Source organism: Mycetocola lacteus, from assembly GCF_003667575.1.
Classification (GTDB): domain Bacteria; phylum Actinomycetota; class Actinomycetes; order Actinomycetales; family Microbacteriaceae; genus Mycetocola; species Mycetocola lacteus.
In genome coordinates, this window is the sequence record NZ_RCUY01000005.1 from 629,831 (window position 1) to 656,715 (window position 26,885).

Consider the following 26,885-nt stretch of genomic DNA (forward strand, 5'->3'; position numbering starts at 1 on the left):
CCTGCTCAAGAGGGGTAGCCGGTCCGGGGCAATACCGACGCTGTGGGCACCTCAGTCTGCCCCCTCCGGCTATACAGACACAGAGGGCACCTCAGCCTCTCCCGGCAACACAGACGTCCCAGGCCACACAGCCTCGTGCGCTGTTCCTCCCCGAGCCGCAGTGGCAGTGGCAGTGGCAGTGGCCATAACACCCGCATCCATTCGGCGTCCGGTCCCTGGCTTCCGGCATCCGGCTTCCGGCTTCCGGCTTCCGGCTTCCGGCTTCCGGCTTCCGGCTTCCGGCACACACCTACCCGATGTGTGAGGCGTGCGTTTTGACGTGTAATTTACTAGTCAAAACAGGGCACCGCGAAAAAGTGTGTCCGTCTCGGCGGCTCCCCGACGCCGCGCCTCGGGGTTAGGGCGTAAGTCCGGTGGCGCGGATGCCCCAGTCCAGGGCCCAGGTCTCGCCGGGTTCCAGGTGGTGCAGGTCGGTGCCCGAGTTTAGGGCGTCCGGGGGTGCGGTCATCGGTTCGACCGCGATGGCCAGGTGATCGGGGCCCACGCCGGGGAAATCGCGGGTCAGATAGATCTGGAGCCAGCGGAAACGCGGATCCATCCAAAGTTCGACAGCGGCGTCCGGCCCCCGCAGTATGCTGGTCACCACCCCGTCTCGGGCGCTCAGCGCGGTGAAGCCCAGGTGCTGCGGACCGTCGAGGACCTGGACGCCCGCACGCAGGTCCCACTCGGTGTCCGCAACCGGTACCACCCGGTCGGGCAGGTCGTCGACGTCAAGCAGCAGCGCCTCGTCCGCCGGGATCTCCAGCGTGAGCTCGGCCGCGGGGATGTCGCCCAGGCGCAGGTACGGGTGTGCACCCAGGGCGACCGGGGCCGCGGTCTCGCCCGCGTTGATGAGCGTTGTGTGCAACGTAATCCCCGCAACCTCAAGCGAGTACTCCACCAGGACATCCAGGGCAAACGGGTAGCCGGGGGCCTCGCGGATCCGCGCACCCAGGAGCACCGCGGAGGCTCCCAGCTCGCGCACCTCGAACGCGGTGTCGGCCAGCAGCCCGTGCAGTGCGTTGCCGCGGACGGGCTCGGTGGGCTCCAACTCCAAGACCCGGCCCTCCCACTCCCAGCGGGCACCGCGCACCCGGTTGGGCCAGGGCACCAGGGTGACGCCCGACGCCGAAACCGGTCGCGCCGCATCCGCACTGCCCCAGATAAGCGCGGTGTCGTTCACCCAGAGGCCCTGCAGGCTCGCCCCCACGCGCGAGATGGCGGCGCGCACACGCGCGCCGCCATCGTTCAGCGTGAGGGTGATCGGGCTAGCGCCCTGCACCATCGGAAACGTCACTATCAGAAACCGCCACCACGTGGAACAGCACCGAACGGTCGGGATCCAGCGAGGGCGATTCCAGTCCCACCAGCCGCAGGCTCTTCCCGCTCAGCGTGACGCCCTCCTCCATCCACGGCGGCTGCACCCCCGAGGGACGCGTGCCATCGGGATAAACCGCGCTCACGGTGTAGCGAACGGCATCATCGAGCCCCGGGAAACCGATCCGGCCCACCGGCCAGGTGCGCGGACGCTCGGTGATCGAGAACGCATACAGCGCCTCGTCCCGTGCGGGCGAGACCACCCCCTCAAACCGGGCCGCGGGCTCGGAGAGGTCGGCGTGCACCACGGTGCCGCCGTGCAGGAGCGCCCGGTGTGCCTTGTGGAAGTCGATCCAGGCGGCCACCCCGCGCTTGGTCTCGGCATCTGCGGTCAGCAGGTTGGTCTCCACACCGAGGTGCCCCCACAGGGCCTTCTCGCCGCGGTAGCCCAGCGGGTGCGAGCGGTGGGTGGTGTGCGATTCTTCGGCCCCGATGTGGGTTCCCTGCAGCTCGGGCGGCACCACCAGCGAGGTCCAGCGCTGAATCTCCAGGCGCTCGTGCGGGTCGTTGCAGTCACTTGGCCATACCCGCTGGGTGCGCTCCAGCACGCCCAGGTCGATCCGACCGCCGCCGCTCGCGCAGGACTCTATCTCCAAGCCCGGGTGTCGCGCGGCCAGCTCATCCATCAGTGCGTAGGCGGCGAGGGTCTGGGCGCGCAGGCCGGGACGGCCGTCATTCGCATGACCGGCATCCAACAGATAGCGGTTGTGATCCCACTTGACGTAGGCGATCCGCAGCGCGGTAATCAGCGCCGAGATCCGCTCCAGTACCAGCGCATACGCCTCGGGATTGCCGAGGTCCAGCACGTGCTGATGCCGCGAGGGCAGACCAACACCGTGGCCGGCATCGAAGATCCACTCGGGGTGTTCGCGGGCCAGCTCGGAGTCCAGGTTGATCATCTCGGGCTCAAACCAGAGTCCGAAGTCCATGCCCAGCTCCTCGACCCGGTCCACCAGCGGTTCGATCCCGGTGGGCCACACCGCGGGGTCCACGATCCAGTCGCCGAGGGAGGTGGTGTCGTCGCGGCGGCCGAGGAACCAGCCGTCGTCCACCACAAAGCGCTCGGCCCCGATCTTCGCCGACTCCTCGGCGAAGGCGATCAGGGTATCGAGATCCTGCTCGAAGTAGACGGCCTCCCAGGTATTCACGATCACCGGACGCGGCGAGTGCGGATAGGCCGGCAGCGCGCGCAGGTGGCGGTGGAAGCGGGCCGACAGCTCGTCCAGCCCCTCACCCCAGGATCCGTACTGCCAGGGGGTGGTGTAGCTCGCGTCCCGGGCCAGCTCGACCTCACCCGAGGCCAGCACCTCGCTCGCGGCCAGGCGACGCACATCCGCCGGGGTGCGCTCGGCCACCAGGGTCTGGTTGCCCGACCATCCCAGGTGGGTGGCCCACACCCGGCCCGAACGGAACCCGAATCCGGCCTCGCCGGCGGCGATCAGCAGCGTGTGTTCGAGCCCCGGCTTGCCGCCGCGCGAGGTGCGCGCCCACTCACCCACGTGGAATTCGCGGCGCTGCGGCACTCGCTCCAGCGACCAGCGTCCGGTCAGATCCAAGATCTCGGTCGCCGCCTGCGGCACGGGCAGCGCAAGCTCGAGGCCGTCGACCCTGAAGGTTTCCTCGGTCGCATTGGTCAGCGTCGCGCGCTGCCGGATCAGACCGCTGGCGTGCAGCAGCTCGATCTCGATCCGCAGCGTCAGGCCATACTCGGGATCCGTAGCATCGGCGATCAGCGTCTCGGCCTCGGCCGTGGACACGGTCCGGGCCTCCACGTGCGCAAACTTCGCCGCCCAGCGACGACCGGCGCTGTCCCCCACCAGCCCCGGGCGTCCCATCCAGCCCTCGCTGAGCTGACCGAGCACGGGGATCGGCTGGGCGTAGGTCACCGGGCTATCGCCCACCGCGGGCAGCGCGGCCCGGGCGATGGTGGCCACCTCGGCGGCGTCGATCGCGCCCAGATCCTCACCCCAGTAGAGGATGCGCGGGAGACGCGCCTCGGCAAGGGAGACGATGACACCGGTGCCACCGGCACGCAGGTACACAAATTCGGAAGACATGAAAACCTCTTTACTACTTGACCGAGCCGAGGGCCAGGCCCCCGATGAAACTGCGCTGGAACACAAGGAATACGATGGTTGAGGGGATCGCGGCGACCACGGTGGCCGCGGCAATCACCGACCAGCTGGACACATACTGTCCCTGCAGGGAGAGCACGGCCGCGGTGATCGGCAGCTTCTCCGAGCTCTGCAGCAGGGTGATCGACCACAGCAGGTCGTTGAAGATCCAGGTGAACGAGAGCGCCCCGAGCGCCGCGAGCGCGGGCCGGGTCAGCGGCAGAATCACCTGAATGAAGATGCGTCCAACCCCGGCACCATCGAGGGTCGCGGCCTCCTGCAGCTCGTGCGGAATCGAGCGCATAAAGCCGTAGAGCACAAACGTGTAGAAGCCCAGGCCGAACGCGACCTGCACCACGATCAGAGCGCCCAGCGTGTCATAAACATCGATCTGCTGGGTGATCCGCGTCACCGGAATCAGCAGCATCTGCACCGGCAGCAGGTTTCCGGCGAGCATGATCAGCAGGATCGTGCGGCGGAAGGGAATCTTGAATCGGCTGAGCCCGAAGGCGGCGGCCGCGGCCAACAGCAGGGTCAGTACCACGGTGGGGATCGTCACGATCATCGAGTTCACCAGGGCGGGAAGCAGGTCACCCTGCTGCCAGGCCTGCGCATAGGTATCGAAGGTGAACGTGCGCGGGATGCTGGCGATGCCGTTTTTGGCCACGTCATCGAAGGTGCGGAACGAGGTGATCAGCACGATCAGAATCGGTAGGAACCAGGCCACGGAGATCAGGATGCCGGTGGTGTGGAATCCGGCGGTGGCCGCGCGGCGACGGCGCGAGCCGCGTCGCACCGCGGGCCGGGGTGCCGGAACCGGAAGGGTTTCGCGGCGGGACGGGAGCGTATCGGTCAAGATTCCTTCTCCTCGGACAGGGCACGGACAAGGTAGGAGATGATCACGGCGATGGCCAGCACAAAGATCACCACGGCAATCGCCGAGGCGTAGCCGAGGGCGTGGGAGCTAAACGCGGTCGAGAACATGTAGGTGCTGAGCAGCTCGGTCGAGTGATACGGACCGCCGCCGGTCATGGCCCAGACGATGTCAAAGGAGCGTAGCGAGTCGATCAGCAGGACCGAGATCACCACCATGGTCACGCTGCGCAGCTGCGGGAGGGTCACGAAGCGGAAGCGCTGCCAGGCCGAGGCACCGTCCATCCGGGCTGCCTCCTGGACCGAGGGGTCCAGGGCCTTGAGCCCGGCGATGAAGAGCACCATCACGTAACCGATTTCGCGCCACAGCGCAGCAATGATCACGGCGTAGAGGGCGGTGTCCGAGTCGCCCAGCCAGACGCGGGTCCAGTCGTGCAGACCTACCGCGTCAAGGACGTTATTGAGGACACCATTGGGCTGGAAGAACGCGCCCCAGATCAGCGCGGTCACCACCAGCGAGAAGACGATGGGGAGGAACAGGGCGGTGCGGTAGATGGCCACGCCTCGTCGCTCGGACTGGAAGAGCAGGGCCACGCCGAGGCCCGCGAGGAAGGAGATGCCGCCGAAGAGCACAATCCAGATCGCGGTGTTTTTCAGCGCGGTGAGGAAGATCGGATCCGAAAACAGGTCGGTGTAGTTTTGGACGCCGACCGAGGTGGCCGGGCCGATCCCGTTCCAGCGCAGGAACGAGAGCGAGATGCCCTGGAAGGCCGGCCAAAACACGCCGACCGCTTCGATCAGGAAGGGAACAAGAACGAGTACGAAGACGAGCGGCGGCGGAACCTTGATCCGCCGCCGCCCGCGTACCGGAGTACTGATTGTCACGAATTAGCTCGGATCTTCTTGGATGCATCTTCCCAGGTCTTGAGAATCTGGTCGATGTTTCCGGGGTTGGCGATGAACGAGGTGAGGGCGGTGTCGGCGGGGGTCTGCTGCGCATCCCCGGCGTCACGGTTGAAGAACTGGGTCACCGACTTGGCCGACTGGATCATGTCCTTGCCCTGGGTGGCCAGCGCATCGAGGGTGACCGTGGCCTTGAGGTTTGCCGGCAGCGCGGTCCCGTCCTGGCCCTTGGCCAGCTGGGTCTGCGCCTCGGCGCTGGCGATGAAGTCGAGGAACTTCTTGGTCAGCTCGGGCTTGGTGGTCTTGACGCTGGCGATGAAGCCGTCGGTCGGGGCCTCCTCGGCGATCGGGACCGAGGGATCGATTACGGGGAACTGGAAGAAGGCCAGATCGTCCTTCTTGTCCGCAGGGATCGCCGGCTGTGCCCAGGCACCCAGCAGGTACATGGCCGCCTTGCCCTGGGAGAAGTCGCTGATCGCCTGGTTGTGTGTGGTCCCCAGGGTCGAGGGGTTCACAAACGGCAGGATCTGCGCGAACGCCTCGAAGACCTTCTTAACCTCGGGGCTGTCATACGACTTCTTACCCGCGAGCAGCTCCTGGTGGAACTCGGCACCGTTGATCCGCAGATCCAGGTAGTCGAACCAGGCCGAGGCCAGCCAGGTGTTGTCGCTGAGTCCCATGGTGATCGGGGTGACGCCCTCGCCCTTGATCTTCTCCGACAGGGCCAGGAACTCATCCCAGGTCTTGGGCGGGGTCACGCCGAGCTTTTCGAAGTCGCTCTTGAAGTAGTAGACGCCCCACCAGTAGTTGTTGGTGGGCACAAACACCTTGGTGCCCTTGGCGTCCTCGCTCAGCGAGGCGAGGTTCTCGGGGAAGTCGGCCTTGTTCTTGTCCCAGACGCTGTTCAGATCCAGCAGCAGGTTCTGGTCGGCGAAATCGCGGGTGGCCTGACCGGCGTACCAGGTGTAGACATCCGGCGGATTCTTCGAGGTCAGGTAGGAGGGCAGCTGCTGGTTGAAGGTCTGGGTCGGGATGCTGTTGATCTTGACCGTGCCCTCGCCCTTGGCGTTGAAGGTCTTGACCAGTTCTTCCAGGCCGCCCTTTTCGGCGTCGGTGAATCGTGACTGCAGGATCAGCGGCCCCTCGGAATCGGGGCCCTCCTTCGGGCCCTGCGCCTCGCCGCCGGTGGACACACAGCCTGCCAGCAGCGCGGTGGCCAGGATGGTGCTTCCTACGGCCCCGAGCCATCGGGTGTGCTTACGGGTCATCTTTGACTCCAATTCATTGGGGGAATTACACGATCGGTGTGTGCTCAGGCGACTGATTCCACGACCGAATGTATCCAATTTAAGCGGGCAGACCCGCACCGCGTAGAAGGAAGCCGCGAACAATATGGACATTTCGATGATCCTGCGCAAGAATTCTGGCATGCTCATTCCCGATGGTTTTCCCGGACAGCGTATGCTGGTCCTCCCCCGACCCCGGGCGCGCGAATTTCTCCAGCAGGAGGGCACGCTGGGACTGGTGGTGACCGACTGCGGATACTTCCCCAAGGCTCAATCCCACGGTAGGCGGCGCATTGCCCCGATCCCGCAGGCCGTGGTTTTGGCGTGTGTGGAGGGAGCCGGCTGGTGCGAAACCGAGGCCGGACGGTTCGAGGTGGAACGCGGGCAGGTGGTCATCCTGCCGCCGGGGCTGCCGCACTCCTACGGGTCCAATGAGGAGAATCCGTGGACCCTGTGGTGGTTCCATGTGGCCGGTCCCCAGGTGGCATCGTTTCTGCGTGTCGCGGATATCACCCCGGCGACCCCGGTGCGTTATCCGCGGGATCTCTACCCGATCGTCTCGCTGATGGCCGAGGTGTTGGCCTGGATGGAACGCGACTCCACCACCACGAGCCTGCTCGCCGCCTCGGGGGCCGCCTGGCATGCGCTGACGCTGCTGGCCACCGTGCGGGCGCAGTCGGGCCAGCGTGAGGACGTGATCGAACACGCGGTGGACTACCTGCGTGCCCATATGGCCGACCGGATCAGCGTGCCCGACCTGGCGGCGATGGCCTCGCTCAGCGCCTCGCACTTCAGTGCGCTGTTTCGCAAGCAGATGGGGTATCCGGTGCTCCAGTATCAAACGATGCTGCGGATGGGCCGCGCCCGCGAGCTACTGGACACCACGGGGTCGACGGTCGCGGCGATCGCCGCCGAGGTCGGTTATCCCGACGCCCTGTACTTCACCCGGCAGTTCAAAAAGCTCCACGGCGCCACCCCGCGCGAATACCGCGACCAGCACAAGGGCTGAGCGCGGCGTTATCCCGCCTCGGGAGAGACCTGCCGCGCGATCACCCCGGTGATCGACTTAGCCCGCCTCGGGAGAGACCTGCCGCGCACTCACCGCGGTCATGAGCCAGCCGAACGGGGTGCCCGGGGCACGCTCCAGCGTGTATTCGGAGCGGAGCTGGGGGTCCTGCGTGTGCGTGCCGTCCAGCAGGGTGAAGCGCTGGGTTGTGAGGGCGCGCACCGTCGCGGTGTCGCCGTGAACCTCGATGCCCTGCCACTCGTCCACAACAAACGTGGCGTCCACGAACCACCAGTCGGGGTTGTGGGCCGGGACGGCTTCGGCCAGTCCGTGCTCGATTGCGGCCAGGTATTCCCCCACCAGGGTCGGCGATACCGAGCCTATGAGCAAGTCGACCCGGCGCTCGTGTGCGGCGGGATCAGCCACAAATCCCGCAAGCGCCGCGGTGTCTTCGGGTGAGGACGCGGTGCCCGCGGGGATCGCCCCGGCGAGCACGCTGCGGGTGACCAGCGGTGTGAAGATAGACCGAATCTGCCGTGCATCCGCGGACTCCTCTGGCGTGCTGCGTGAGACCGAGTTGGTCACCGCCCCCGCCACGGCTGCGACACCACCGGTGGATACCAGGATCCCGCCAACCAGGAGCCCCACCGTCCACGTGCGCCGCGCGCGGCGTGGGGAATCCGCATGGTCACTCATCCCGGCCTCCCCCGTCGCAAGTTGTGAGCTGCTCAGAACCTACCGAGCGCGGCCCCGGGCGTCAAGATCCCCGTTGGGGCAGGCCGAAGCGGGGACCCCGATTTCGGGATCCCCGCCCGCAGGGCATCGCGCTCGCGCTAAACGTTCACCGCTTGCAGATCGGCGTGCAGCGCCCGCACCAGCGGGCCCGCCGGGTCCTCGGCCGCGCGGGTGGCCAGCAGGTCGGCCGCGCGAGCGACGTCTCCGGCGAGGAGCGCGAGCTGGGCCTCCATCACATCCAGGAGGTTGTCCTGGGTCTGCTGAACGTCCTCATGGAAGATCAGCATCGAGGGCAGCGAGGTCGCGAAGTAGTCGATCTTCGCGACCCTGGTCCGGGTATCGGCCACATACTCGCCGAGTTCCCGGGTCAGCCGCTCGGCCAGCGCATCCTCACCCAGGCGGCGGGCGGCGCGGATCGAGTAGTACGTCATCGGCGAGTGCGGCACCTCAAGCATCGTGGTGAAGTCCCCGGCGCTGTGGGCGGCGGTTGTCCACGCCTGGGCGGCCGCGGAATCCTGGCCAGCGACGGCGAGCGCGTCCCCGAGCGCCAGGTACAGGTCGGATCGGTTGGCCAGCGGATGCGGGGCCTCCCCAAGGTTCCCCGGCACCGTCACCACGCTGCGCAGCGCGGCCAGCGCGGTTTCGGTGTCCCCCGCGGCGAGCGCCCGAGCTGCCACCGCGCGCTGGGCCAGCGACCAGACCCGGATCGTCTCGCCCTCCCCGCCCTCCCACGGGCTGAACTGGCGGGTGGACAACAGGGTGACGGCCTCGTCGATCCGGTCCTCCAGCACCAGGAGTTCGGCGTAAGCGAGGGCCAGATCGTCGCGGTCGCGGGCAGCCTCCCCCGCCGCGGCCAGCGCATCCAGACGCTCGGCAGTGGGGGTTCCCACTCGGCGAGCCAGCTGATCGGCCTCGAAGCGCAGCTTGGGATCGGCGGGATCTGCGGCCACCGCCCGGGCGTAATACTCGACCGCGCGGGCGGCATCACCCTGCACGTTGTGGGCGGCGAGTCCCAGCCCGCGCAGCACAACCGGATCCCCGGGCTGGATGCGCTCGGCGTGCTCCAGCTCGGTGATGCCCCCGGCATAGCGACGGTGGAAGTAGAGCCAGTGCGCAAGCAGGGTGTGGGCGCGCGCGTCATCGGTGGCGGCGATACGGCGCTCCAGCAGCTGGGCATCGGCGAGGGACGCGGCGAAGCAGCGATCCGCCGAGAGCGTGCGCGCCTCGGCCAGGGCCGCGGCGGCCTCCTCGGACCGGCCCAGCGATTCCAGCAGCTCGGCGCGATAGTAGGCGATCAGCACGGCGGGGTCTCCGGCCCCCTCGACCGGGCGGACCCGGGCGGCGGTCTGCGCGGCCTCAAACACCCGCAGGGCGTCCTCGGTGAGACCGAGCGCCGCGTATTCGCCGGCGACGTCGCGGAGAATGCCCGCGTCGCTCGGGCCGGACGACTCAGTGAGAGCAGCAGAGCCGCCGGCAACACTCGGGTCGGAGGTCGCGGCGAGGCCGGTGACGGCATCCCCGGGGGACCACGATTCGTTCTCCTCCAGGTCCCGCAGCCAGGCATCCAGCGGATCCAGCGCCCGCGCCTCGGCTAGGACCGCGGCGGCCTGCCGATCCTCGCCGAGAGCCCGCAGCGCCAACACCCGGAGGGCGAAAGCCTGCAGATTATCGGCGTCAAAGCGCGCGGCGATCTCTGCGTGTTCGCGCACATCGCTCCAGCGCGCGGCCCGCGCGGCAATGCGTGCGCGCTGCAGGTGGGAGGCGCTGCGCCAGGCAAAGTTCCAGGCCGCCTTGCCGAACGCCTCCTCGGCGTCGGTATCGCGGCCTTGGGCGACCAGGACCACCCCCAGTAGGTACAGCGCCTCCCCGTCGATCGGGTTGAGGTTCCGCCGGGTCTGACGGGTGATCGCGGTGCGCAGGTATTCCTCGGCCTCGGTCAGGCGGCCGGTGGTGAGACGCAGGCTCGCCAGCGCGACGTTGCTGCGGGCATCCAGCGGGTCGCGGCGCAGCACCTCCTGGAAGTAGGGCTCGGGTGAGCGGGTGGCGTGCCGGTTCTGGACCAGGTGGACGCCGGTCACATACAGCTCATCCACCGAGTCGATGTCCGCGGGGGCGGGCGGCTCGGTTGCGGTATCGAAACCATCGGCGGAGGCATCACGGTACTCGGTCGAGGCCTCGAGGATGATCGCCCCGTCGGCGGAGGCGTCGGCAGCAGCATCGGTCAGGATCAGGCGCAGGTCGCCCTCGACGGCGACCGGTACCCGGGTCAATAGCGGATGTCCGGGCTTCAGCGCGGTCTCGGTGGACCACAGCTCGGTGCCATCGGCGTCCACCAGGACAATCCGAACGCGCTCACGCACGCCGGTGCTGGCAACACCGATGACGGCGGTGCGCTCGGCCCCGTCGCCCTCGATGCTCAGTCGGATCGCCGCCTCGGTGTTCGCCTGGGTCAGCGGTCCGATGCCGTGATACGGGAACCAGAACTGGCTAAAGGTCTTGGTCTCCCCCGGGGTGAGGAAGGTGAAGTCGGGCTGGTTGTCGGTGTAGACCCCGGCCATCAGCTCCACATAGGGCTCGGAGTCGTCGCTGAGGTTGGCGTCCCAGGCGCGACCAAACGGCGCGGTTCCCCAGGTCCACTGCTTCTTGCCCGGCGACACGTGGTGGTCGGCAATATGGGCGAAGCCGAGGCCCGTGTGGTGGTCGTAGCCCCCAAAGAAGTCGTCCCCGCTGGCCACACACATGTAGGAGGTGGGTACCGGGATGTTGCGATACCAGTCGATGCGGTCGGCGTCCTCGGCGATGAACTCGGGGTCCCCGACCCGCGCCCGGGCCGCATAGTCGATGCCATAGTAGGGCTCGTCGGCGGCGGGGAACGCGGTTGCCGCACGCTTGGCGTGATCGGCCACCACGTGGGCGTCGGCGGGGAAGAAGGACTGATATTCATCGTGCACCCGCACCGCGACGTTCGCCCACCAGAGGAAGGTCTGGGTGGTGTCGGTGCGGTTGAAAACACGCACACGCGCCTCGATGACCGCGCTGTCCGGGCGCAGGCGGATGCCGTGCATGCCCTTCATCCGGGCGAAGGGGTCGTGGTCCGAGCACCAGATGGTGATCGAACCGTCCTCCTCGTGCTCGATGCTCCAGTCCATCGGCAGGAAGGTTCCCGGGCGGTGGTGCTGGGGCCAGTTAAACTCGATGCCGCCGGAGATCCAGGGGCCAGCAAGCCCCACCAGGGCGGGCTTGATCGCGTCGTTGCGGTAGAACAGGTCCTTGCCGGTGAGCTTGTCCACGGCAATGTGGACGCGACCGCCGAGCTCGGGCAGGATCACCAGGCGCAGGTAGCGGTTTTCCAAGTGCAGGGCCTGCCAGGTTTCGGTGGTGGCTTCGTGGCTGACCGATTCGATGAAGGGCAGCGGATACACCCGCCCCGAAGATCCCTGGTAGACACGATTCTCCAGGAACGCGGGCAGGCGTTCGGGGGTTCCGGGCAGGTACGTGGGCAGCTCCACCGGCTCGCTCCATCCGGCAACCGCGGCACTGCGCTGGTCGGAGGGGATTTCGGGGAGGGGAAAGCGTGGGTTTGTGTGGCTCATACCCAGGAGATTAGGGCGCGAAGCGGGCAAAAAACATGCCCGTTCCAATGCGTTACCTGGACGATCCGCTGATTAGGTTTCCCCGCAACTCGGTACCCATCAGCGGGATCCTGCGTGATTCAACGGCTAGCGCGGATTCTCTCCGAGGTCCCGTCGACGGGTGGAAACCCGCTGCGGATCCACCCGCTCGCCCTCCGGGGTCACGTAGGCCAGCTCCACCGGCTGCTGATCATCCAGCGTGTAGGCATCCACCCGGCGACTGTTTTCCAGCGGCCGATTCCTGGCACCCCAACCGGCGAGCGCGCTCACCAGCATGTTGAACTCGCGTCCGGCCTCGGTCAGCACGTACTCGAAGCGTTCGCGCGAGCCGGGTTCGCGGTAGCCGTGACGCTCCATGATGCCCTCATCCACGAGCTTGCCCAGACGGTCGGTGAGGATGTTCGGGGCAATATGCAGCCCGTCGCGGAAGTCGGCAAAGCGGGTGGTCCCGCGCAGCAGGGCGCGGCGCAGGATCAGCATGGTCCAGCGATCCCCGACGATTTCCAGGCTGCGGTGCACGGGGCACAGCTCGGGATCAAGCGTGGGATCTGGGGACTGCGTGTGGCCGGTCATAACAAAAAGTTTACCCACCTGAGTTGCAAAAATCTACTTAGGTGATCTAGATTGTTTTTTACTACTCAGCACTCGTTTGTTAGGACACCATGCCCACCCTGTCATCCCGCGCCAGCTTCTGGACCGCGGCCGCCGTCGCGGCCCTCGCGCTCTGGTCCAGCGCCGCACCCACCCTCGCCTATCCGCTCTACGAGGCGCAGTGGGGCATCAGCTCCGCGGACGCCACCTGGATCTTCTCGGCCTACCCGGCCATGCTGATCGTGGTCCTGGTCCTCTTCGGAAACCTCTCCGACTACATCGGCCGCCGCAACACGATCCTGCTGGGCCTCGGTGCCCAGATCATCGGCACCCTGGTATTCGCCTTCGCCCCGGGCTACGCCTGGCTGATCATCGCCCGGCTGTTCATCGGAGCCGGCGTCGGGTTGGCCCTCAGCCCGGCGAGCGTGGCGATGGTTGAGTTCGCGGCTCCGGGTAAGAAGGAGAGTGCGGGCTCGGTCACTACCACTGCGACCGCCGTGGGTCTCGCCCTCTCGACCCTGGTTGGCGGCGCGCTGATTCAGTACGCACCCCTGCCACTGCACCTCAACTTCTTTGTGCTGGCCGCGGTAACCCTGGTGGTCTTTGTCTTCGCGACCGCCCTCCCGCGCCACAATCCCGCCGAGCCCGCCGGACGCTGGCGGGTGCGCCCGATCGCGATCCCCCGGGGCTCGCGCAAGCTGTTTGGGATCGGGGCTCTCACGATCAGCGCCGCCTACCTGTGCGGCGCGCTGATCCTCCCGCTGGGCGCGCAGATCGCCCACACCCTGGCCGGATCAAACAACGCCCTGGTCACCGGATCCCTGATGGCGATCTTCCCGGTCATGGTGGCCGCCGGATCCCTGCTGACCCGCACCTGGCACGTGCGCTCGCTGACCTTCACCGCCGGGATCACCCTGATCATCGGGCTGTGGCTGTTTGATCTGACCGGCAGCGTCCCGAGCCTCGCCCTGTACTTTGTCGCCTCGGCCCTGGCCGGGCTCGGCTACGGACTCTCGTTCACCGCCGGGCTGACCATCCTCACTCGCTTCGCCGCCCCCAAGCATCGCGCCAGCATGGTCTCCGGTGGGTACCTGATCGGCTATGTCTTCCAGGGTGGCGCGGCCCCGATCCTCGGCGCAATCACCACCGGCTCGGGCATCCGCACCGCGCTCCTGGTTGGTGCGATCTCCTACACGCTGATCTTCCTGGTCATGATGATCTCCGCCCGCCGTCTCACCACCCCCTCCCCCGAGGTGGCCGCCGCGGCCTAACCCGTACACCACAATGGCCGTCGCTCCGAACGGAACGGCGGCCATAATGGTGTCTAGTCGATATTCGGGAACGTGGAGGTATCCGGCAGCCCGTCCACCACGCTGGTGTGGATGCTGTTGCTGTAGACCACCGTGCCAGCCGGGATGTTCCTCGCTTCCTCCGGCTGGAGCAGGACGGTGCGGGTTCCGATCACCTGACCGCTTTCGGTGTCCACGATCAGCTCCTCGCGCTGGTTCACCATCGAAGCCTGATCCACCCGGGTGAATGCGACTCCGGTGCGCCCACCGAGCTCCACCGAGTTCTCCTGCACGCTCACACCCGGGATCCGGGCAAGCACCCGATACAGCGCCGCTCGCAGATCCGCCGGTACCGTGGCCTCACGCAACAGGTCGTTCACCCCTACCCAGATCGCCTGATTATGCGAGCTTGACCCCTGAACCGTCAGATCAAAGTAGGTGTAGAGCAGGTCCACATTGCGCGGATAGATGGAGAAGTCTCCCCCGGTCGGGGCGTAGTAGTCACCCCGACCGTTGGTCCCGGTAAAGACTCCGTGCAGCGGCGAATCGGCCTCGGTATCGCTGGCAAACTGCCGCGCCGCATCGGCCTCCGCCTCGGTTCCACCCACGATATCCGCGGGCGGGAGCTGGGTACGCACCACCATCCAGGAGTTACCCCCATCCGCGGGCACATAGGTGATGATGCGGTTGGTGGCCTGCCAATGCCCAACCTGCGGGCTATCCGCGGGCGGACCCGAATAGGTCGTTTGAGCATCATCGATCTTCAGGAACTGCCCCGGTGCCAGTACCGGATCGGAGGTGCGAATCGAGATGTCAGCCGCACGCTCCAATAGTTGCGCCGCACGAGCCTCCGCTCCCTGCTGTCCGGGAGAAAACACCACATCGGCGACGACGGTGCCGGTGACGGCAAGTGCCGCCGCCACACCCCACACCAGCGGGCGGCGCGGGCTCAGCACGCGCACTCGTCGTACCGCGGGGGCCGTCGCCGGGTCGGTACGTTCGGTAATGCGGGCGCGCATCCGCTCGATCAGGTCGGTGTCGGGTCCAAGCGTGGTGTTCATGAGGGGTCCCCCATCGGGTTGAGACGAAGTCGAAGTTTGTGTCGCAACCGCGACAGACGGTTACGGACGACACCGTTGGTGGTGCCGAGATGGCGGGCCGCTACGTCGTAGCCGAGGCCCTCATCGATGCACAGGTAGTAGAGCATCTGGTCGAGTTCGGAGAGTTCCTCCACCGCCGCCTGGATCTCGGCGGCCAGCGCCGCATCCAACGCGACCCGCTCGGCCGAGGGGGCCGTGGGCCCCGCGCGCTCATCGTCGATCTCGGCGAAACGGGCACGCCCGGTGTTTCTCGAACGGATCCGGTTGAGCCCCAGGTTTCGGCAGCTCACCAGCAGCCAGGGCAGCACCGAGGTGTCCACCACCCGGATTTTGGCGCGCTTCTCCCAGGCGAGCACAAACACGTCCTGGGTCAGCTCCTCGGCCTCGTGTTCGGTGCCGAGCATATGCCAGGCGTATCGATAGACGGCCCGCACATGCGTGCGGTAGATCGTGTCGAATGCCCGGCGGTCACCGGAAACAAAGTCCGTGACCGGGTCGGCCACCGCCTCGGCATCGGCCGGGCTGGGGGTTCCGATGATCGGAGCACCGGGATCGCCGTGGACGCCATCGGCGGCATCGGATGACGACTCCTGTGCCCGCATCCCGGGCGGCCGGATCATTTGCGTATCAACCATGAGCTGCCCCCGTGCACGTCGCGTCTCGGGGGCTTCCCCGACGCGACTCTTCCCACCTGCTGTTTGCGTTCATACCCCGTAGTGTCAAAACCCCCGAAATCCTCTCACGGTTAAACACTTCACCGCCGCATCCGGTCGGATACGGCGGTGAAGATGTGTCGAGGCTTAGCCGCGGGCGGCCACCAGGGCGGCGGTCAGCTCCTCGATCTTGATCGGGGTACGCTCGCCGGTGCGGCGGTCCCACAGCTCAACCTCGCCGTCGGCAACGCCACGGCCGAAGATCACGATGGTGGGGACACCCAGCAGCTCGGCATCGCCGAACTTCACACCCGGGGACACCTTGGGACGGTCATCGAACAGCACGTCGAAGCCGTGCTTTTCGAGGTCGGCCACGGCGGTCTCGGCTGCCTCGAAGACGGCCGAGTCCTTACCGGTGGCGATGATGTGCAGGTCGAACGGGGCGATCTCCGTGGTCCAGGCGAGGCCCTTATCGTCGGAGTTCAGCTCGGCCAGCAGGGCCAGGGCACGGGTCACACCGATGCCGTAGGAACCCATGGTGACGGTCACCAGCTTGCCGTTTTCGTCGAGCACCTTGAGGCCCAGGGCCTCGGCGTACTTGCGTCCGAGCTGGAAGACGTGGCCGATCTCCACACCGCGGGCGAGCTCGACCGGGCCGGAGCCGTCGGGTGCGGGGTCACCGGCGAGAACCTGGGCGGCCTCGATGGTGCCGTCGGCGGTGAAGTCACGCCCGGCCACCAGACCAAACACGTGCTTTCCAGCCTCGTTGGCACCGGTGATCCAGCTGGTGCCGGCCACCACGCGGGGGTCGAGTAGGTAGCGGATCTTGGTGGCGGATTCCTCGCCGAGCACGGCACCGGCGGGCGACCACGGACCGATATAGCCCTTGACCAGGCCCGGGTTCTTGGCGAAGTCCTCGGCCTCGGCGGGGTCAACATCGGCGGGGGCCACGGCCACCTCGACGCGCTTGAGGTCCACGTCGCGGTCGCCGGGCAGACCCACCACGAGCAGCTCGGTCGAGCCGTCGAGGTTGGTGAGCTTCAGCACCACGTTCTTCAGGGTGTCGGCGGCGGTCCACTCGCGGCCATCGGCGCGGGGGTGGTCGGCGTTGGCGGCGGCCACCAGCTTCTCGATGGTCTCGCTGTCTGGGGTGTCAAACACCGAGGCGGCGGGCTGACCCTCGATCGCGATCTCGGCGGGAACCTCGGTCACGTAGGCCTCGACGTTTGCGGCGTACCCACCGGCGGAACGCACGAAGGTGTCCTCACCGATCACGGTCGGGTGCAGGAACTCCTCGGAACGCGAGCCACCCATCGCCCCGGCGTCGGCCTGCACGATCACGTATTCGAGGCCCAGGCGGGTGAAGATGCGCTCATAGGCGTCACGCTGCACCTGGTAGCTGGCCTCGAGGCCGGCGTCGGTGTGGTCGAAGGAGTAGGCGTCCTTCATGGTGAACTCGCGGCCGCGCAGCAGGCCGGCGCGGGGACGTGCCTCGTCGCGGTACTTGTCCTGGATCTGGTACAGGGTGACCGGGAGGTCCTTATAGGAGCCGTAGAGGTCCTTGACCAGCGCGGTGAAGGCCTCCTCGTGAGTCGGGGCGAGGAGCATATCGGTGCCCTTGCGGTCCTTCAGGCGGAAGAGGTTGTCGCCGTACTCGTCCCAACGACCGGTGGCCTCATACAGCTCGCGCGGCAGCAGTGCGGGGAAGTGCACCTCGTGGGCACCGGCGGCGGCCATCTCCTCGCGGACGATCGCCTCGACCTTCGCCTTCACCTTGAGCCCCAGTGGCAGCCAGGCGAAGATACCCGGAGCCTGGCGTCGGATATATCCGGCGCGCACCAGCAGTCGATGGCTCTTCACCTCCGCATCGGAGGGGTCTTCACGGAGCGTACGAAGGAAATAGTTTGAAAGTCGCGTAACCACGTTCCCATGCTAGCGCGCCGGACTGGACTCCGGGTCCGGTGTTTCCTCAAAACTACAAAACCCGCGCCCTCCGAGGAGGGCGCGGGTTTCGCGATGAAGTGGAGGGGTTAGCCCTTGGGGCCCACCATGACCTGCACGTTACCGGTGCCGCCGCCCTCGGCCACCGGCATTGCGGCGGCGAGGCGGTTGGCCTCCTCGATCAGGGTCGGGACGATGAGGGCCTCGGGCACGGTCTTGATGACCTCACCCTTCACAAAAATCTGGCCCTTACCGTTACCGGAAGCTACACCCAGGTCGGCCTCACGAGCCTCGCCCGGACCGTTCACGACGCAGCCCATCACGGCCACGCGCAGCGGAACGCTCATGTCCTTCAGGCCCTCGGTGACCTGCTCGGCGAGCGTGTAGACGTCCACCTGGGCACGGCCACAGCTCGGGCAGGAGACGATCTCCAGCTTGCGCTCGCGCAGGTTCAGCGACTGCAGGATCTGCAGGCCCACCTTGACCTCCTCGGCCGGCGGGGCCGACAGCGAGACGCGGATGGTGTCGCCGATGCCCTCGCCCAGCAGGATGCCGAACGCGGTTGCGGACTTGATGGTGCCCTGGAAGGCGGGACCGGCCTCGGTCACACCGAGGTGCAGCGGCCAGTCGCCCCGCTCGGCCAGCAGGCGGTAGGCCTTGACCATGACGATCGGGTCGTTGTGCTTGACCGAAATCTTGAAGTCGTGGAAGTCGTGCTCCTCGAAGAGGCTGGCCTCCCACACCGCAGACTCCACGAGGGCCTCGGGGGTGGCCTTGCCGTACTTCTGCAGCAGGCGGGGGTCCAGCGATCCGGCGTTCACACCGATCCGCAGCGAAACCCCGGCGGCCTTGGCGCGACGGGCGATCTCGCCCACCTGGTCGTCAAACTTCCGGATGTTACCCGGGTTCACCCGAACCGCGGCGCACCCGGCGTCGATGGCCTGGTACACGTAGTTCGGCTGGAAGTGAATGTCCGCGATGACCGGAATCTGCGATTTCATCGCGATGATCGGCAGCGCCGCGGCGTCGTCTCGGCTCGGCACGGCGACCCGCACGATGTCGCATCCGCTCGCGGTGAGCTCGGCGATCTGCTGCAGGGTTGCGTTGATATCGGTTGTCGGAGTTGTGGTCATCGACTGGACGCTCACCTGAGCGTCACCGCCCACGAGGACCTTACCCACCTTGATCTGCCGCGACTTGCGTCGCGGAGCGAGGGTTTCGGGGACCTTGGGAAGACCTAGATTAATTGCAGCCACGTCGATATCTTACGCCCTCACCCCCGTCAAACTCCCGGATGGCACTCAGCTTGGGGTCACCACCACACGCCCAGAGCGAACGACCGGTATGCCTGGCGGGTGTTAGAAGCGAACCGGGTTGACCAGGTCGGCGAACACCAACAGCACCGTCATCACCAGGAAGATCCCGGCCACGGCCATCGTCAGCGGCATCAACTTGGCCGCATCCACCGGGCCGGGATCCGGACGGCCAAACAGCTTGGCAATGCGACGACGCAACCCCTCCCAGAGGGCGGCCGCTACGTGGCCACCATCCAGCGGCGTCAGCGGGATCAGGTTGAACGCAAACAGCGCGACGTTCAGCGAGCCCAGCAGGTTGAAAACAAACGCCGCCTTATTGCTGTCGGTGATGTTGTGGTTCGAAACCACCTCGCCGGCGATCCGGCCCACGCCCACCACGCTCAGCGGACCGTTGGGGTCACGTTCGCCGCCACCAAATGCGGCCACGGCCACGTCGTAGAGGCGCTGGGGCAGGTGCACAATCGTGTTGGCCACGGCCCCGATGTTGTTGCCGATCAGCGGGAACACATCCCCGAAGGAGCCCTGCACGGTCTCGGTTCCGGGGCCGATGCCCACAAACCCGACCTCCTCGGTCTTGTACTTGCCATCGGCCTCCTTGACCGGACGGTTCTGCGCATCCAGCACATAGCGCTTGGTCAGCAAGGGGGTGAGCTTGAGGGTTTCCTCGGTGCCCTGGCGCTCGACCACCAGGTTGAGGGTCTTACCAGGAGACACCCGGATGATCTCGGTGGCCTGGGTCCAGGAGGTGATCGCGGTATCGTCCAGCGACACCAGCTTGTCTCCGGGCTTGAGCCCGGCCTCGGCACCGGGCGAGGGGGCCGAATCCGGACCACACTCGGTGGCCGTGGACCCGGCGGGCACCACGCAGGCGTTGACGGTTTCGATCGTCGTGGAGGACTGCGGCAGTCCGAAGCCCATCACCACGATCGACATAAACAGCACCGCCAGGAACAGGTTCATCAGCGGACCACCCAGCATGATGATGATCCGCTTCCAGACCGGCAGGCGGTAGAACGCGCGGTGGTCCTCCCCCTCACCGATGGTCTCGGCACTGGAGTCGCGGGCATCCTGAACGAGCTGATCGAAGAAGCGGCGACGCCCATCGGGCACCCCGGCCTCGGCGGGGATATCCGCCTGGGCAAGCGCCTCGGCGGAGGGCGACAGCGTATCGGCGGCGGTTTCGGATTCACCGTGGCTGCGGTGCAGCGTGGGACGCTCATCCGAGAGGGTCTGTAGGAACCCGGTGGTCGAGTCGCGGACGTTTCCGTCCTTACCGGGTGGGAACATTCCGATCATCGAGATATAACCACCCAGGGGCAGCATCTTGACGCCGTACTCGGTCTCGCCCTTTTTGCGCGACCAGATGGTCTTACCAAATCCCACCATGTACTGGGTCACCTTGACCCCGAAAAGCTTCGCGGGCAGCAGGTGGCCGACCTCATGGAGACCGATCGAGATCGCCAGACCGATCAGGATCACCACGATGCCAAGAATGTAGAGCAAGACCGTAATCACCAGATAACCCTACCCCGCACACCGCTGGGAAAACCTGGATGATCGGCTGTGCGTTCCTTATGCCCCCACTTTCCCGTCGCACCGCGGATCGGACACCACCGCATTCGGCGAGCGCCCGCGCGAAATCGGCCGCGCGTGAGACGATAGACGGGTGAGACCCCAACAGCGTGTATCCCTGCCACTGACCGAACTCCTGAGCGAGATTGTGACCCTCGTGCCCGGCGAACCCGGCCCGGACGATCACGGCGGCGAGATCAGCGCGCGCGGCGTGAGCATGTCCGCCGCCGAGGTTGAGCCCGGAGACCTGTTCCTCGGCGTGCCCGGGGCGCGTTTCCACGGGGCGGCCTTTGCCGATCAGGCGCGCGAACGCGGTGCCGTGGCGATCCTCACCGATGCGGCCGGAGCGGCCCTGGTGCGGGAGAAAAACGTGGACCTGCCGCTGCTGGTCAGCGCCGAGAACCCGCGCTCCTTCGCCGGCAAGCTCGCCGGACGCGTGTACGGGACCGCGGACCTGCACGCGCTGACGCTGGGGATCACCGGAACCAACGGCAAAACCTCCACCGCCCACTTCCTCGACGCGATCATGCGCCAGCTGGGCCTGATCACCGGGCTCAGCTCGACCGCCGAGCGCCGCATCGGTGACCAGGCGGTGATCAGCCACCTGACCACCCCCGAGGCCCCCGAGGTGCACGCGCTGCTGGGCACCATGATCGAGGCCGGCGTGGATGCGGCGATCATCGAGGTCTCCGCACACGCGCTCACCCGACACCGCATCGACGGCGTGCACTTTGACGTGGTGGGCTTCACCAACCTCAGCCACGACCACCTCGATGACTACGGCACGATGGACAACTACCTCGCCGCCAAGCAGGAACTCTTCACCCCCGAGTATGCGCGGCGCGCGGTGGTGTGCCTGGACACTCCGGCGGGCCTCGCTGTGCGCGACGGGGCCCGCATCCCGGTCACCACGATCGGGACCACCGGGGTCCTGGCACCGGGCATCGTGGCCGACTGGATGGTCACCATCGAGAACGAAAACCCGCGCTTTACCGAGTTCCGGGTGGACCACCCCGCTCTGGGTGCCCTGCGCACTCGGATTCCGCTGATCGGTGCCCACATGGCCTCCAATGCCGGGCTGGCGATCGCGATGCTCGCCGAGGCGGGACTGTCGCTGGCCACAATCGGTAGCGCGCTGGCCGCCGACGGTCAGATCAACGCCCAGCTGCCCGGGCGTCTGGTGCGAGTCTCGGGCGAGAGCGGCCCCACCGTGTTTGTGGATTCGGGGCACACCCCCGACGCGATCGAGAAGTCGCTGCATGCGGTCCGTCAGGTCACCGCGGGCAAGGTCATCATGATCGCCGGTGCCGATGGGGACCGCGATGCCAGCAAGCGTGGCGACATGGGCGCCGCGGCCGCCGATGGCAGCGACCTGCTGATCATCACCGATCACCACAGCCGAAAGGAAAACCCGGGCGAGATTCGCGCGGCCCTGATCGCCGGTGCCCGCACCCGGGTGACCGCCGACCGCATTCTCGAGGTTCCCAACCCCGAGAAGGCGATCCGCGCGGCGGTTGAGCGAGCGGGAGCCACCGACACCATCCTCTGGTGTGGACTGGCTTCCCAGGACTACCGCGATGTGGACGGCGTGGAGCGTCCCTTCGATGTGGCTGAGGAGGCGCGTCAGGCCCTGCGCGAGCACGGCTACGGCGCCTAGCCTCACAGAGCAACACAAAGCCGGTCACCTCCGTGGGAGGTGACCGGCTTTGTGTTGCCGGCGTTGCTGCTGCCGGCGATGCTGTTGCTGCCCGCTCGACCCTGCGGCGGGCGCGTGCCCGCCGCAGATCCGCGCGACTAACCGGCGATCAGCGCATCCGCCGTCGCCCGAGCCCAGCGCTCGGCCTCGGCCAGCGACTCCAGGGTCAGCGTGTCCTCGGCCTCATGCTTTTCCACGACCGCACGCACGGTGTCGATGATCCCCAGGTAGTCCAGTGCTCCCGCGTGGAAGGCCAGGACCGCCTGCTCGTTGGCCGCGTTGTACACGGCCGGGTAGCTCAGCCCCGCACGGCCCACGGTCTTTGCCAGCTCGACCGCCGGGAAGGCGGCGTTATCCAGCGGTTCAAACGTCCAGGTCTGGGCGGTGGTCCAATCCAGCGGCGCCCCCACCCCGGCGACCCGGTTCGGCCAGTCCAGGCCGAGCGAGATCGGCAGGCGCATGTCCGGCGGGGAGGCCTGGGCGAGGGTCGAGCCGTCGATGAACTCAACCATCGAGTGCACGATCGACTGCGGGTGCACGGCCACGTCGATCCGGTCATAGGGCACCCCGAATAGCAGGTGCGCCTCGATGACCTCGAGCCCCTTATTGACCAGGGTCGAGGAGTTGGTCGTGACCATCAGGCCCATATCCCAGGTGGGGTGCGCCAGGGCTTCGGCCGGGGTGACCCCCGCCAGAGACTCACGGCTGCGTCCCCGGAACGGACCACCCGATGCGGTGAGAACCAGACGCCGCACCTCGTGGGCGGCACCGCCGCGCAGAGCCTGGGCGATGGCCGAGTGCTCGGAATCTACCGGGACAATCTGGCCCGGAGCCGCCAGGTCGTTGACGAGGTCTCCCCCGACAATCAGCGACTCCTTATTGGCCAATGCCAGGGTACGCCCGGCACGCAGGGCGGCGAGGGTCGGCCCCAGGCCGATCGAACCGGTGATGCCGTTGAGCACCACATCGGCTTCCACATCCCGAATCATTTCCTCGGCTGCGGCAACGCCGAGCCCGGTGTGCTCGACACCGAACTCGGCCGCCTGCGCGTCCAGGGTTTCCCGGTCGGTTCCGGCGATCAGTCCGACAACCTCAAAACGTTCCCGGTTGGCTCGGATCACATCCAGGGCCTGGGTGCCGATCGATCCGGTCGACCCGAGAATAATGACCTTACGCACGAACTAGTCCTTTGCGATGTCGATCACAAAGACGATGGTGTCCTTGCCGCCGATTCCGGCCTGGGCGTTACCGCCGGCACCGTAGCCGTCGGCCGGGGGCAGGATAGCCAGAATCTTGGAGCCCTTGGTCTGGCCGACGATGGCCTTGGAGAAGCCGGGGACGTAGCCGTTGGCGGCGATGTCGAGTACCGAGTCGAACTTCTGGAAGGTCGCTCCGGTGTTCCAGTTGAGGCCCAGGGTCTGCAGCTTGGGCGAGTCGGTCTCGGCGATGACCGGGCCATCACCCTTCTCCAGAACCTCGATCGTCAGTTCCTTGGGCGGGTTGGTGTCCGGCAGGGTCACCTTGGGGGCCTCGCCGTTGCCGGGGAACTCGACCTTGGGAGCGTCCTTGTAGTCACCCTTGAGCTCGCGCGCCTTGGGGGCCTTCTCGTTGGAGATGATGTCGGCGACAACCAGGACCGAGTCATCCTTGCCGATCTTCAGCTGCTCGTTGCCCTGGGCACCAAACAGGTCCTTGGGAGCGGCCAGCACGGCCACACGCGATCCGACGGTGTGGCAGCCCACGGCGGCGCTGATGCTCTCGATCAGCTGCTCGTTGATCTGCACCGAGTTGCTGCCCTGACCGTTGTAGGGGGCCTTGAATGCGAACTCGCCGGTGGTCGCGTTGTAGAGCGAAATGTCGGCGACGGCGGTGTCATTGGGGCGAACCTTCTCGCCCTTGCCCTCAACGATCACGCGCGACTGCGAGGCCTCAACCTTGGTGCCCTTGGCAATGTCGATCTTCGGCTCCTTGCCAAAGTTATCGCCAATCTTGGCCGAATCCAGCTGCTTTCCGGTCGGGAAGGTGACACACCCCTTTTCGACATCGGCGGTGTTGGACGTGCTCGTGCAGCCGACCAGAAGGACGGATACCGCGGCGGCAAGGGCAAGGCTGGAACGAATTTTCACTCGGATAACTTTCTCTGCGATCGACGGGCATGTGAACATGCCACCGCGTACCAGTCTGCCTGACGTTGCTGAGATGTGCACTGCCGATGCACGAAATGCCCAGGTTAACGCCGCGCCGAGAACATAACCCGGCGGGCATGTGGACCCTAGTACCCTCAATCTAATGACCGAGAACACGCCGAACGAGCCGCTTCAGCGCCCGGGTTTTGTCTACCATCTGGGCCGAGCGATCATGTTTCCGCTCGCCAAAATGGTGTACCGGATCAAGATCGAGGGCACCAAGAACGTTCCGCTGGAGGGGCCCGTGATCATCGCGAGCAACCACCTCTCCTTTATCGACAGCATCGTGATCCCGGTCCTGGCACCGCGCCGGGTCCAGTTCCTAGCTAAGTCCGCATACTTTGAAGGCACCGGCGTCAAGGGCTGGTTCTCGAAGATGTTCTTCACCTCGATCGGTGCCGTCGGAGTGCGCCGCGGGGCCGGACAGGCGGCGCAGGAGGCTCTCGAGCAGGGACGCCAGATCCTCGAGGGCGGCAACGCGTTCGCGATCTACCCCGAGGGCACCCGCTCGCTGGATGGCCGCCTGTACAAGGGCCGCACCGGCGTCGCCTGGCTCGCGCTGACCACCGGCGCGAAGGTGGTTCCGGTGGGACTCATCGGCACGAATAAGATGATGCCGGTGGGCGCCAAGATTCCCCGCTTTGCCAAGGTCAAGATTCGCTATGGCGAGCCCATCGACGTCTCGGTTCACGGTGCCGCCAACAGCGGACGGGCACGCCGCCTGGCCACCGACGAGATCATGGCCGCGATTCACGCGCTGAGTGAGCAGGAGCTCGCCAACGAGTACAACGAGTCGCCGCCCCACGACATTATCGAGAAGGCCAAGCGCGCCCTGTGGCGCCGCGAGCGCCTCTAGCGCGTCTCGGCCACCAGGATTTTGGCCTCATGCCGCACCGGGAAGTTCACCGAGTTTGCGATAAAGCACATCCGGTTGGCCTCGACATGGGCGGCGCGGGCGGCCTCGACCATGCTCGCATCGGCCACGGTGACCACCGGGGAGAGCAGCACGTCGGTGAACGCTCCCCCGCCGCGTCCGTCCTCGCGCATGGTGCCACGAGCCTCATCCACGTAGTCGGTCACCACGACTCCCGCGGTCACGGCCGCGTGGAGGTAGCTGAGCAGGTGACACTCCGAGAGCGCCGTCAGGAGATGATCCTCGGGATTCCAGCGGGTGGCGTTGCCGCGAAACGGTCGGTCCGAGGAGCCCAGCACGTCGGGTTTCCCGTCAATTCGCACCGTGAGGTCGCGATCGTAGTCCCGGTAACCGGATGTGCCGGTACCGCGATTGCCGTCCCAGGTGACCCGGACGAGATAGTTGTGTTCTCCGATCATGGTGTCATTCTGACACGAGCCCGTCATCCCGGGTACGCTGGATCGGTGACTACTTCCGAAGCTGCCTCCCCGATTCGTGCTGAAACCTTTAGCGCCGCGCGCGCCGTCGAGTTGGCGCAGGTGGTGAGAAGCGGCTTTGTGGAGTCCCGTCATGCGGGTTCGGCGATCGTGCTCAACCAGCACGCCGAGGTGGTCCGCTCGATCGGGGATCCCGACGCACCGATCTTCCCCCGCTCTACCCTCAAGCCCTTCCAGGCGATCGCCATGATGAACGCCGGCGTGGGTCTGCGCTCGGCCGCCGCCGCACTGGCCACCGCGAGCCATGCGGGCACCCAGCGCCACATCCAGGTGGTGCGCAGCATGATCGCGCAGGCGGGTCTGACCGAGGCCGCGCTGCAGTGCCCTCCCGCGCTGCCCCGCGATAACGCGACCCGGACCGAACTACTTCGGGACAACGTCGAGCCGGCACCGATTTACATGGAGTGCTCGGGCAAGCATGCGGCGATGCTGCTGGCCTGCGCGCAGAACGGCTGGCCGGTGGAGAGCTATCTGGATCCCCAGCACCCGGTACAGCAGCAGGTGCGCGACGTGATTGAGCGTTTCTGTGGCGAGCGTCCGGTCGCTACCGGCGTGGATGGCTGCGGTGCCCCGGTCTTCGCAATTTCACTGGCCGGACTCGCCCGCGGTTACGCCCGGATTCGAACCTCCTCGGCCTCCTCCCCGTTCGCGCTGTACCGCAACGCGGGCATCCTGGTGGACGCGGTTCTCGCCGATGCCTGGGGCATCGATGGCCCGGGCCGCCCGGATACGATCATCGCCGACCGTCACGGTGCCTTCGCCAAGACCGGTGCCGAGGGTGTCATGGTGGTTTCGGCCCCCGATGGCACCACTGCGGCCGTGAAGATCCTTGACGGTAGTGCCCGGGCCGGTGCCCTGGTCGCGCTGACCCTGCTGGCCGATGCCGGCGCACTGGATCCCGCGGACGTCGCGGAAACCCTCACCCGGCTTCCGCTGCACCTCTCCGGCGGCGGCGCGGTCGTCGGCGACATTCGGGTCTCCCCGCTGATCGCACGCCCGTAGCGGGGCAGCAGGCGCGTCCACGGGCACCCGCCGGTGGATGTGCGGCAGGCGCCTGCAGTTCTGGTCGCAGTTCAGTCGTTTGCGGTTGCGGTTGCAGTTGCAGTTGCAGTTGCAGTTGCAGTTGCAGCACAGTGGCTTGCGGTCGCGATTAGGTTCTCACCGCG

The 26,885-nt window shown here is 66.8% G+C and carries 21 protein-coding genes; 5 read left to right on the plus strand and 16 right to left on the minus strand.

Going from position 1 to position 26,885, the window contains the following annotated elements; translation table 11 throughout:
* Positions 1-397 precede the first annotated feature (397 nt).
* Genes D9V34_RS08430 through D9V34_RS08450 form a run of 5 tightly spaced genes read right to left on the minus strand, consistent with a single transcriptional unit; the run spans position 398 to position 6,574 of the window.
* Positions 398-1,324 carry an aldose epimerase family protein gene (locus tag D9V34_RS08430; protein WP_121688371.1) on the minus strand — a complete coding sequence of 309 codons (927 nt, stop codon included), beginning with the start codon at positions 1,322-1,324 and terminating at the stop codon, positions 398-400.
* Positions 1,308-3,473, minus strand: a complete 2,166-nt coding sequence (locus D9V34_RS08435; protein ID WP_121688372.1) for an alpha-galactosidase — start codon at positions 3,471-3,473, stop codon at positions 1,308-1,310. Before D9V34_RS08435 ends, D9V34_RS08430 begins: the two co-directional genes overlap by 17 nt.
* A 13-nt stretch (positions 3,474-3,486) precedes the next feature.
* Complete coding sequence (locus D9V34_RS08440) at positions 3,487-4,386, minus strand: carbohydrate ABC transporter permease (RefSeq protein WP_220700562.1); 900 nt, start codon at positions 4,384-4,386, stop codon at positions 3,487-3,489.
* Positions 4,383-5,288, minus strand: a complete 906-nt coding sequence (locus tag D9V34_RS08445) for a carbohydrate ABC transporter permease (protein WP_121688373.1) — start codon at positions 5,286-5,288, stop codon at positions 4,383-4,385. The genes D9V34_RS08440 and D9V34_RS08445 overlap by 4 nt, the downstream gene beginning before the upstream one ends.
* Positions 5,285-6,574: an ABC transporter substrate-binding protein gene (locus D9V34_RS08450; RefSeq protein ID WP_183091911.1), complete on the minus strand. Its 1,290-nt coding sequence runs from the start codon at positions 6,572-6,574 to the stop codon at positions 5,285-5,287. The genes D9V34_RS08445 and D9V34_RS08450 overlap by 4 nt, the downstream gene beginning before the upstream one ends.
* A gap of 160 nt (positions 6,575-6,734) precedes the next feature.
* On the opposite strand from D9V34_RS08450, the gene D9V34_RS17510 reads away from it, so the two are divergent.
* Entirely contained in the window at positions 6,735-7,601 is an 867-nt protein-coding gene (locus D9V34_RS17510; protein WP_183091912.1) for an AraC family transcriptional regulator, read from the plus strand.
* Positions 7,602-7,658: 57 nt separating this feature from the next.
* Here the strand turns inward: D9V34_RS17510 and D9V34_RS08465 are convergent, their stop codons facing one another.
* The 3 genes from D9V34_RS08465 to D9V34_RS08475 all read right to left on the minus strand — a co-directional run bounded on the left by D9V34_RS08465 (position 7,659) and on the right by D9V34_RS08475 (position 12,538).
* On the minus strand, positions 7,659-8,294 hold the full coding sequence (locus tag D9V34_RS08465) for a hypothetical protein (RefSeq protein ID WP_147441656.1): 636 nt from the start codon (positions 8,292-8,294) through the stop codon (positions 7,659-7,661).
* Positions 8,295-8,431: 137 nt separating this feature from the next.
* Positions 8,432-11,926: a DUF5107 domain-containing protein gene (locus D9V34_RS08470; RefSeq protein WP_121688376.1), complete on the minus strand. Its 3,495-nt coding sequence runs from the start codon at positions 11,924-11,926 to the stop codon at positions 8,432-8,434.
* Between the two features lie 126 nt (positions 11,927-12,052).
* On the minus strand, positions 12,053-12,538 hold the full coding sequence (locus D9V34_RS08475; RefSeq protein ID WP_121688377.1) for a winged helix-turn-helix transcriptional regulator: 486 nt from the start codon (positions 12,536-12,538) through the stop codon (positions 12,053-12,055).
* 89 nt (positions 12,539-12,627) lie between these two features.
* On the opposite strand from D9V34_RS08475, the gene D9V34_RS08480 reads away from it, so the two are divergent.
* Positions 12,628-13,827, plus strand: coding sequence for an MFS transporter (locus D9V34_RS08480; protein WP_121688378.1), 1,200 nt, complete (start codon positions 12,628-12,630; stop codon positions 13,825-13,827).
* Between the two features lie 53 nt (positions 13,828-13,880).
* Here the strand turns inward: D9V34_RS08480 and D9V34_RS08485 are convergent, their stop codons facing one another.
* The 5 genes from D9V34_RS08485 to D9V34_RS08505 form a co-directional block, all read right to left on the minus strand.
* Positions 13,881-14,906, minus strand: a complete 1,026-nt coding sequence (locus D9V34_RS08485; RefSeq protein WP_121688379.1) for a CU044_5270 family protein — start codon at positions 14,904-14,906, stop codon at positions 13,881-13,883.
* Positions 14,903-15,580, minus strand: coding sequence for an RNA polymerase sigma factor (locus D9V34_RS08490; RefSeq protein WP_121688380.1), 678 nt, complete (start codon positions 15,578-15,580; stop codon positions 14,903-14,905). The genes D9V34_RS08485 and D9V34_RS08490 overlap by 4 nt, the downstream gene beginning before the upstream one ends.
* 165 nt (positions 15,581-15,745) lie before the next feature.
* Positions 15,746-17,521 carry a proline--tRNA ligase gene (locus D9V34_RS08495; RefSeq protein ID WP_121688381.1) on the minus strand — a complete coding sequence of 592 codons (1,776 nt, stop codon included), beginning with the start codon at positions 17,519-17,521 and terminating at the stop codon, positions 15,746-15,748.
* Between the two features lie 107 nt (positions 17,522-17,628).
* A complete protein-coding gene (ispG, locus tag D9V34_RS08500; RefSeq protein WP_030142907.1) occupies positions 17,629-18,795 on the minus strand; it encodes a flavodoxin-dependent (E)-4-hydroxy-3-methylbut-2-enyl-diphosphate synthase in 1,167 nt (388 codons plus the stop codon).
* A 102-nt stretch (positions 18,796-18,897) separates the two neighbouring features.
* Positions 18,898-20,370: a M50 family metallopeptidase gene (locus tag D9V34_RS08505; protein ID WP_121688382.1), complete on the minus strand. Its 1,473-nt coding sequence runs from the start codon at positions 20,368-20,370 to the stop codon at positions 18,898-18,900.
* A gap of 151 nt (positions 20,371-20,521) precedes the next feature.
* On the opposite strand from D9V34_RS08505, the gene D9V34_RS08510 reads away from it, so the two are divergent.
* Entirely contained in the window at positions 20,522-22,084 is a 1,563-nt protein-coding gene (locus tag D9V34_RS08510) for a Mur ligase family protein (RefSeq protein ID WP_121688383.1), read from the plus strand.
* Between the two features lie 137 nt (positions 22,085-22,221).
* Here D9V34_RS08510 and dxr read toward each other — a convergent pair whose 3' ends face one another.
* Positions 22,222-23,301, minus strand: a complete 1,080-nt coding sequence (gene dxr / locus D9V34_RS08515) for a 1-deoxy-D-xylulose-5-phosphate reductoisomerase (RefSeq protein ID WP_121688384.1) — start codon at positions 23,299-23,301, stop codon at positions 22,222-22,224.
* Positions 23,302-23,304: 3 nt separating this feature from the next.
* A complete protein-coding gene (locus D9V34_RS08520) occupies positions 23,305-24,249 on the minus strand; it encodes an FKBP-type peptidyl-prolyl cis-trans isomerase (protein ID WP_183091913.1) in 945 nt (314 codons plus the stop codon).
* A 163-nt stretch (positions 24,250-24,412) separates the two neighbouring features.
* On the opposite strand from D9V34_RS08520, the gene D9V34_RS08525 reads away from it, so the two are divergent.
* The gene (locus tag D9V34_RS08525; protein ID WP_121688386.1) at positions 24,413-25,165 is read left to right on the plus strand and encodes a lysophospholipid acyltransferase family protein; all 753 of its coding nucleotides are present in this window, start codon (positions 24,413-24,415) and stop codon (positions 25,163-25,165) included.
* Here D9V34_RS08525 and D9V34_RS08530 read toward each other — a convergent pair.
* Positions 25,162-25,641 carry an OsmC family protein gene (locus D9V34_RS08530; RefSeq protein ID WP_121688387.1) on the minus strand — a complete coding sequence of 160 codons (480 nt, stop codon included), beginning with the start codon at positions 25,639-25,641 and terminating at the stop codon, positions 25,162-25,164. The genes D9V34_RS08525 and D9V34_RS08530 overlap by 4 nt on opposite strands.
* A gap of 45 nt (positions 25,642-25,686) precedes the next feature.
* Between D9V34_RS08530 and D9V34_RS08535 the strand changes: the two genes are divergently transcribed.
* The gene (locus D9V34_RS08535; RefSeq protein WP_121688388.1) at positions 25,687-26,721 is read left to right on the plus strand and encodes an asparaginase; all 1,035 of its coding nucleotides are present in this window, start codon (positions 25,687-25,689) and stop codon (positions 26,719-26,721) included.
* Positions 26,722-26,885: the final 164 nt, after the last annotated feature.

Coding starts and splice junctions, on each gene's coding strand:
- D9V34_RS08530 (WP_121688387.1), bottom strand. CDS start 25,641: ATGATCGGAGAACACAACTATCTCGTCCGGGTCACCTGGGACGGCAAT.
- D9V34_RS08525 (WP_121688386.1), top strand. CDS start 24,413: ATGACCGAGAACACGCCGAACGAGCCGCTTCAGCGCCCGGGTTTTGTC.
- D9V34_RS08450 (WP_183091911.1), bottom strand. CDS start 6,574: ATGACCCGTAAGCACACCCGATGGCTCGGGGCCGTAGGAAGCACCATC.
- D9V34_RS08430 (WP_121688371.1), bottom strand. CDS start 1,324: ATGGTGCAGGGCGCTAGCCCGATCACCCTCACGCTGAACGATGGCGGC.
- D9V34_RS08465 (WP_147441656.1), bottom strand. CDS start 8,294: ATGAGTGACCATGCGGATTCCCCACGCCGCGCGCGGCGCACGTGGACG.
- D9V34_RS08475 (WP_121688377.1), bottom strand. CDS start 12,538: ATGACCGGCCACACGCAGTCCCCAGATCCCACGCTTGATCCCGAGCTG.
- D9V34_RS08470 (WP_121688376.1), bottom strand. CDS start 11,926: ATGAGCCACACAAACCCACGCTTTCCCCTCCCCGAAATCCCCTCCGAC.
- D9V34_RS17510 (WP_183091912.1), top strand. CDS start 6,735: ATGCTCATTCCCGATGGTTTTCCCGGACAGCGTATGCTGGTCCTCCCC.
- D9V34_RS08490 (WP_121688380.1), bottom strand. CDS start 15,580: ATGGTTGATACGCAAATGATCCGGCCGCCCGGGATGCGGGCACAGGAG.
- D9V34_RS08485 (WP_121688379.1), bottom strand. CDS start 14,906: ATGAACACCACGCTTGGACCCGACACCGACCTGATCGAGCGGATGCGC.
- D9V34_RS08435 (WP_121688372.1), bottom strand. CDS start 3,473: ATGTCTTCCGAATTTGTGTACCTGCGTGCCGGTGGCACCGGTGTCATC.
- D9V34_RS08480 (WP_121688378.1), top strand. CDS start 12,628: ATGCCCACCCTGTCATCCCGCGCCAGCTTCTGGACCGCGGCCGCCGTC.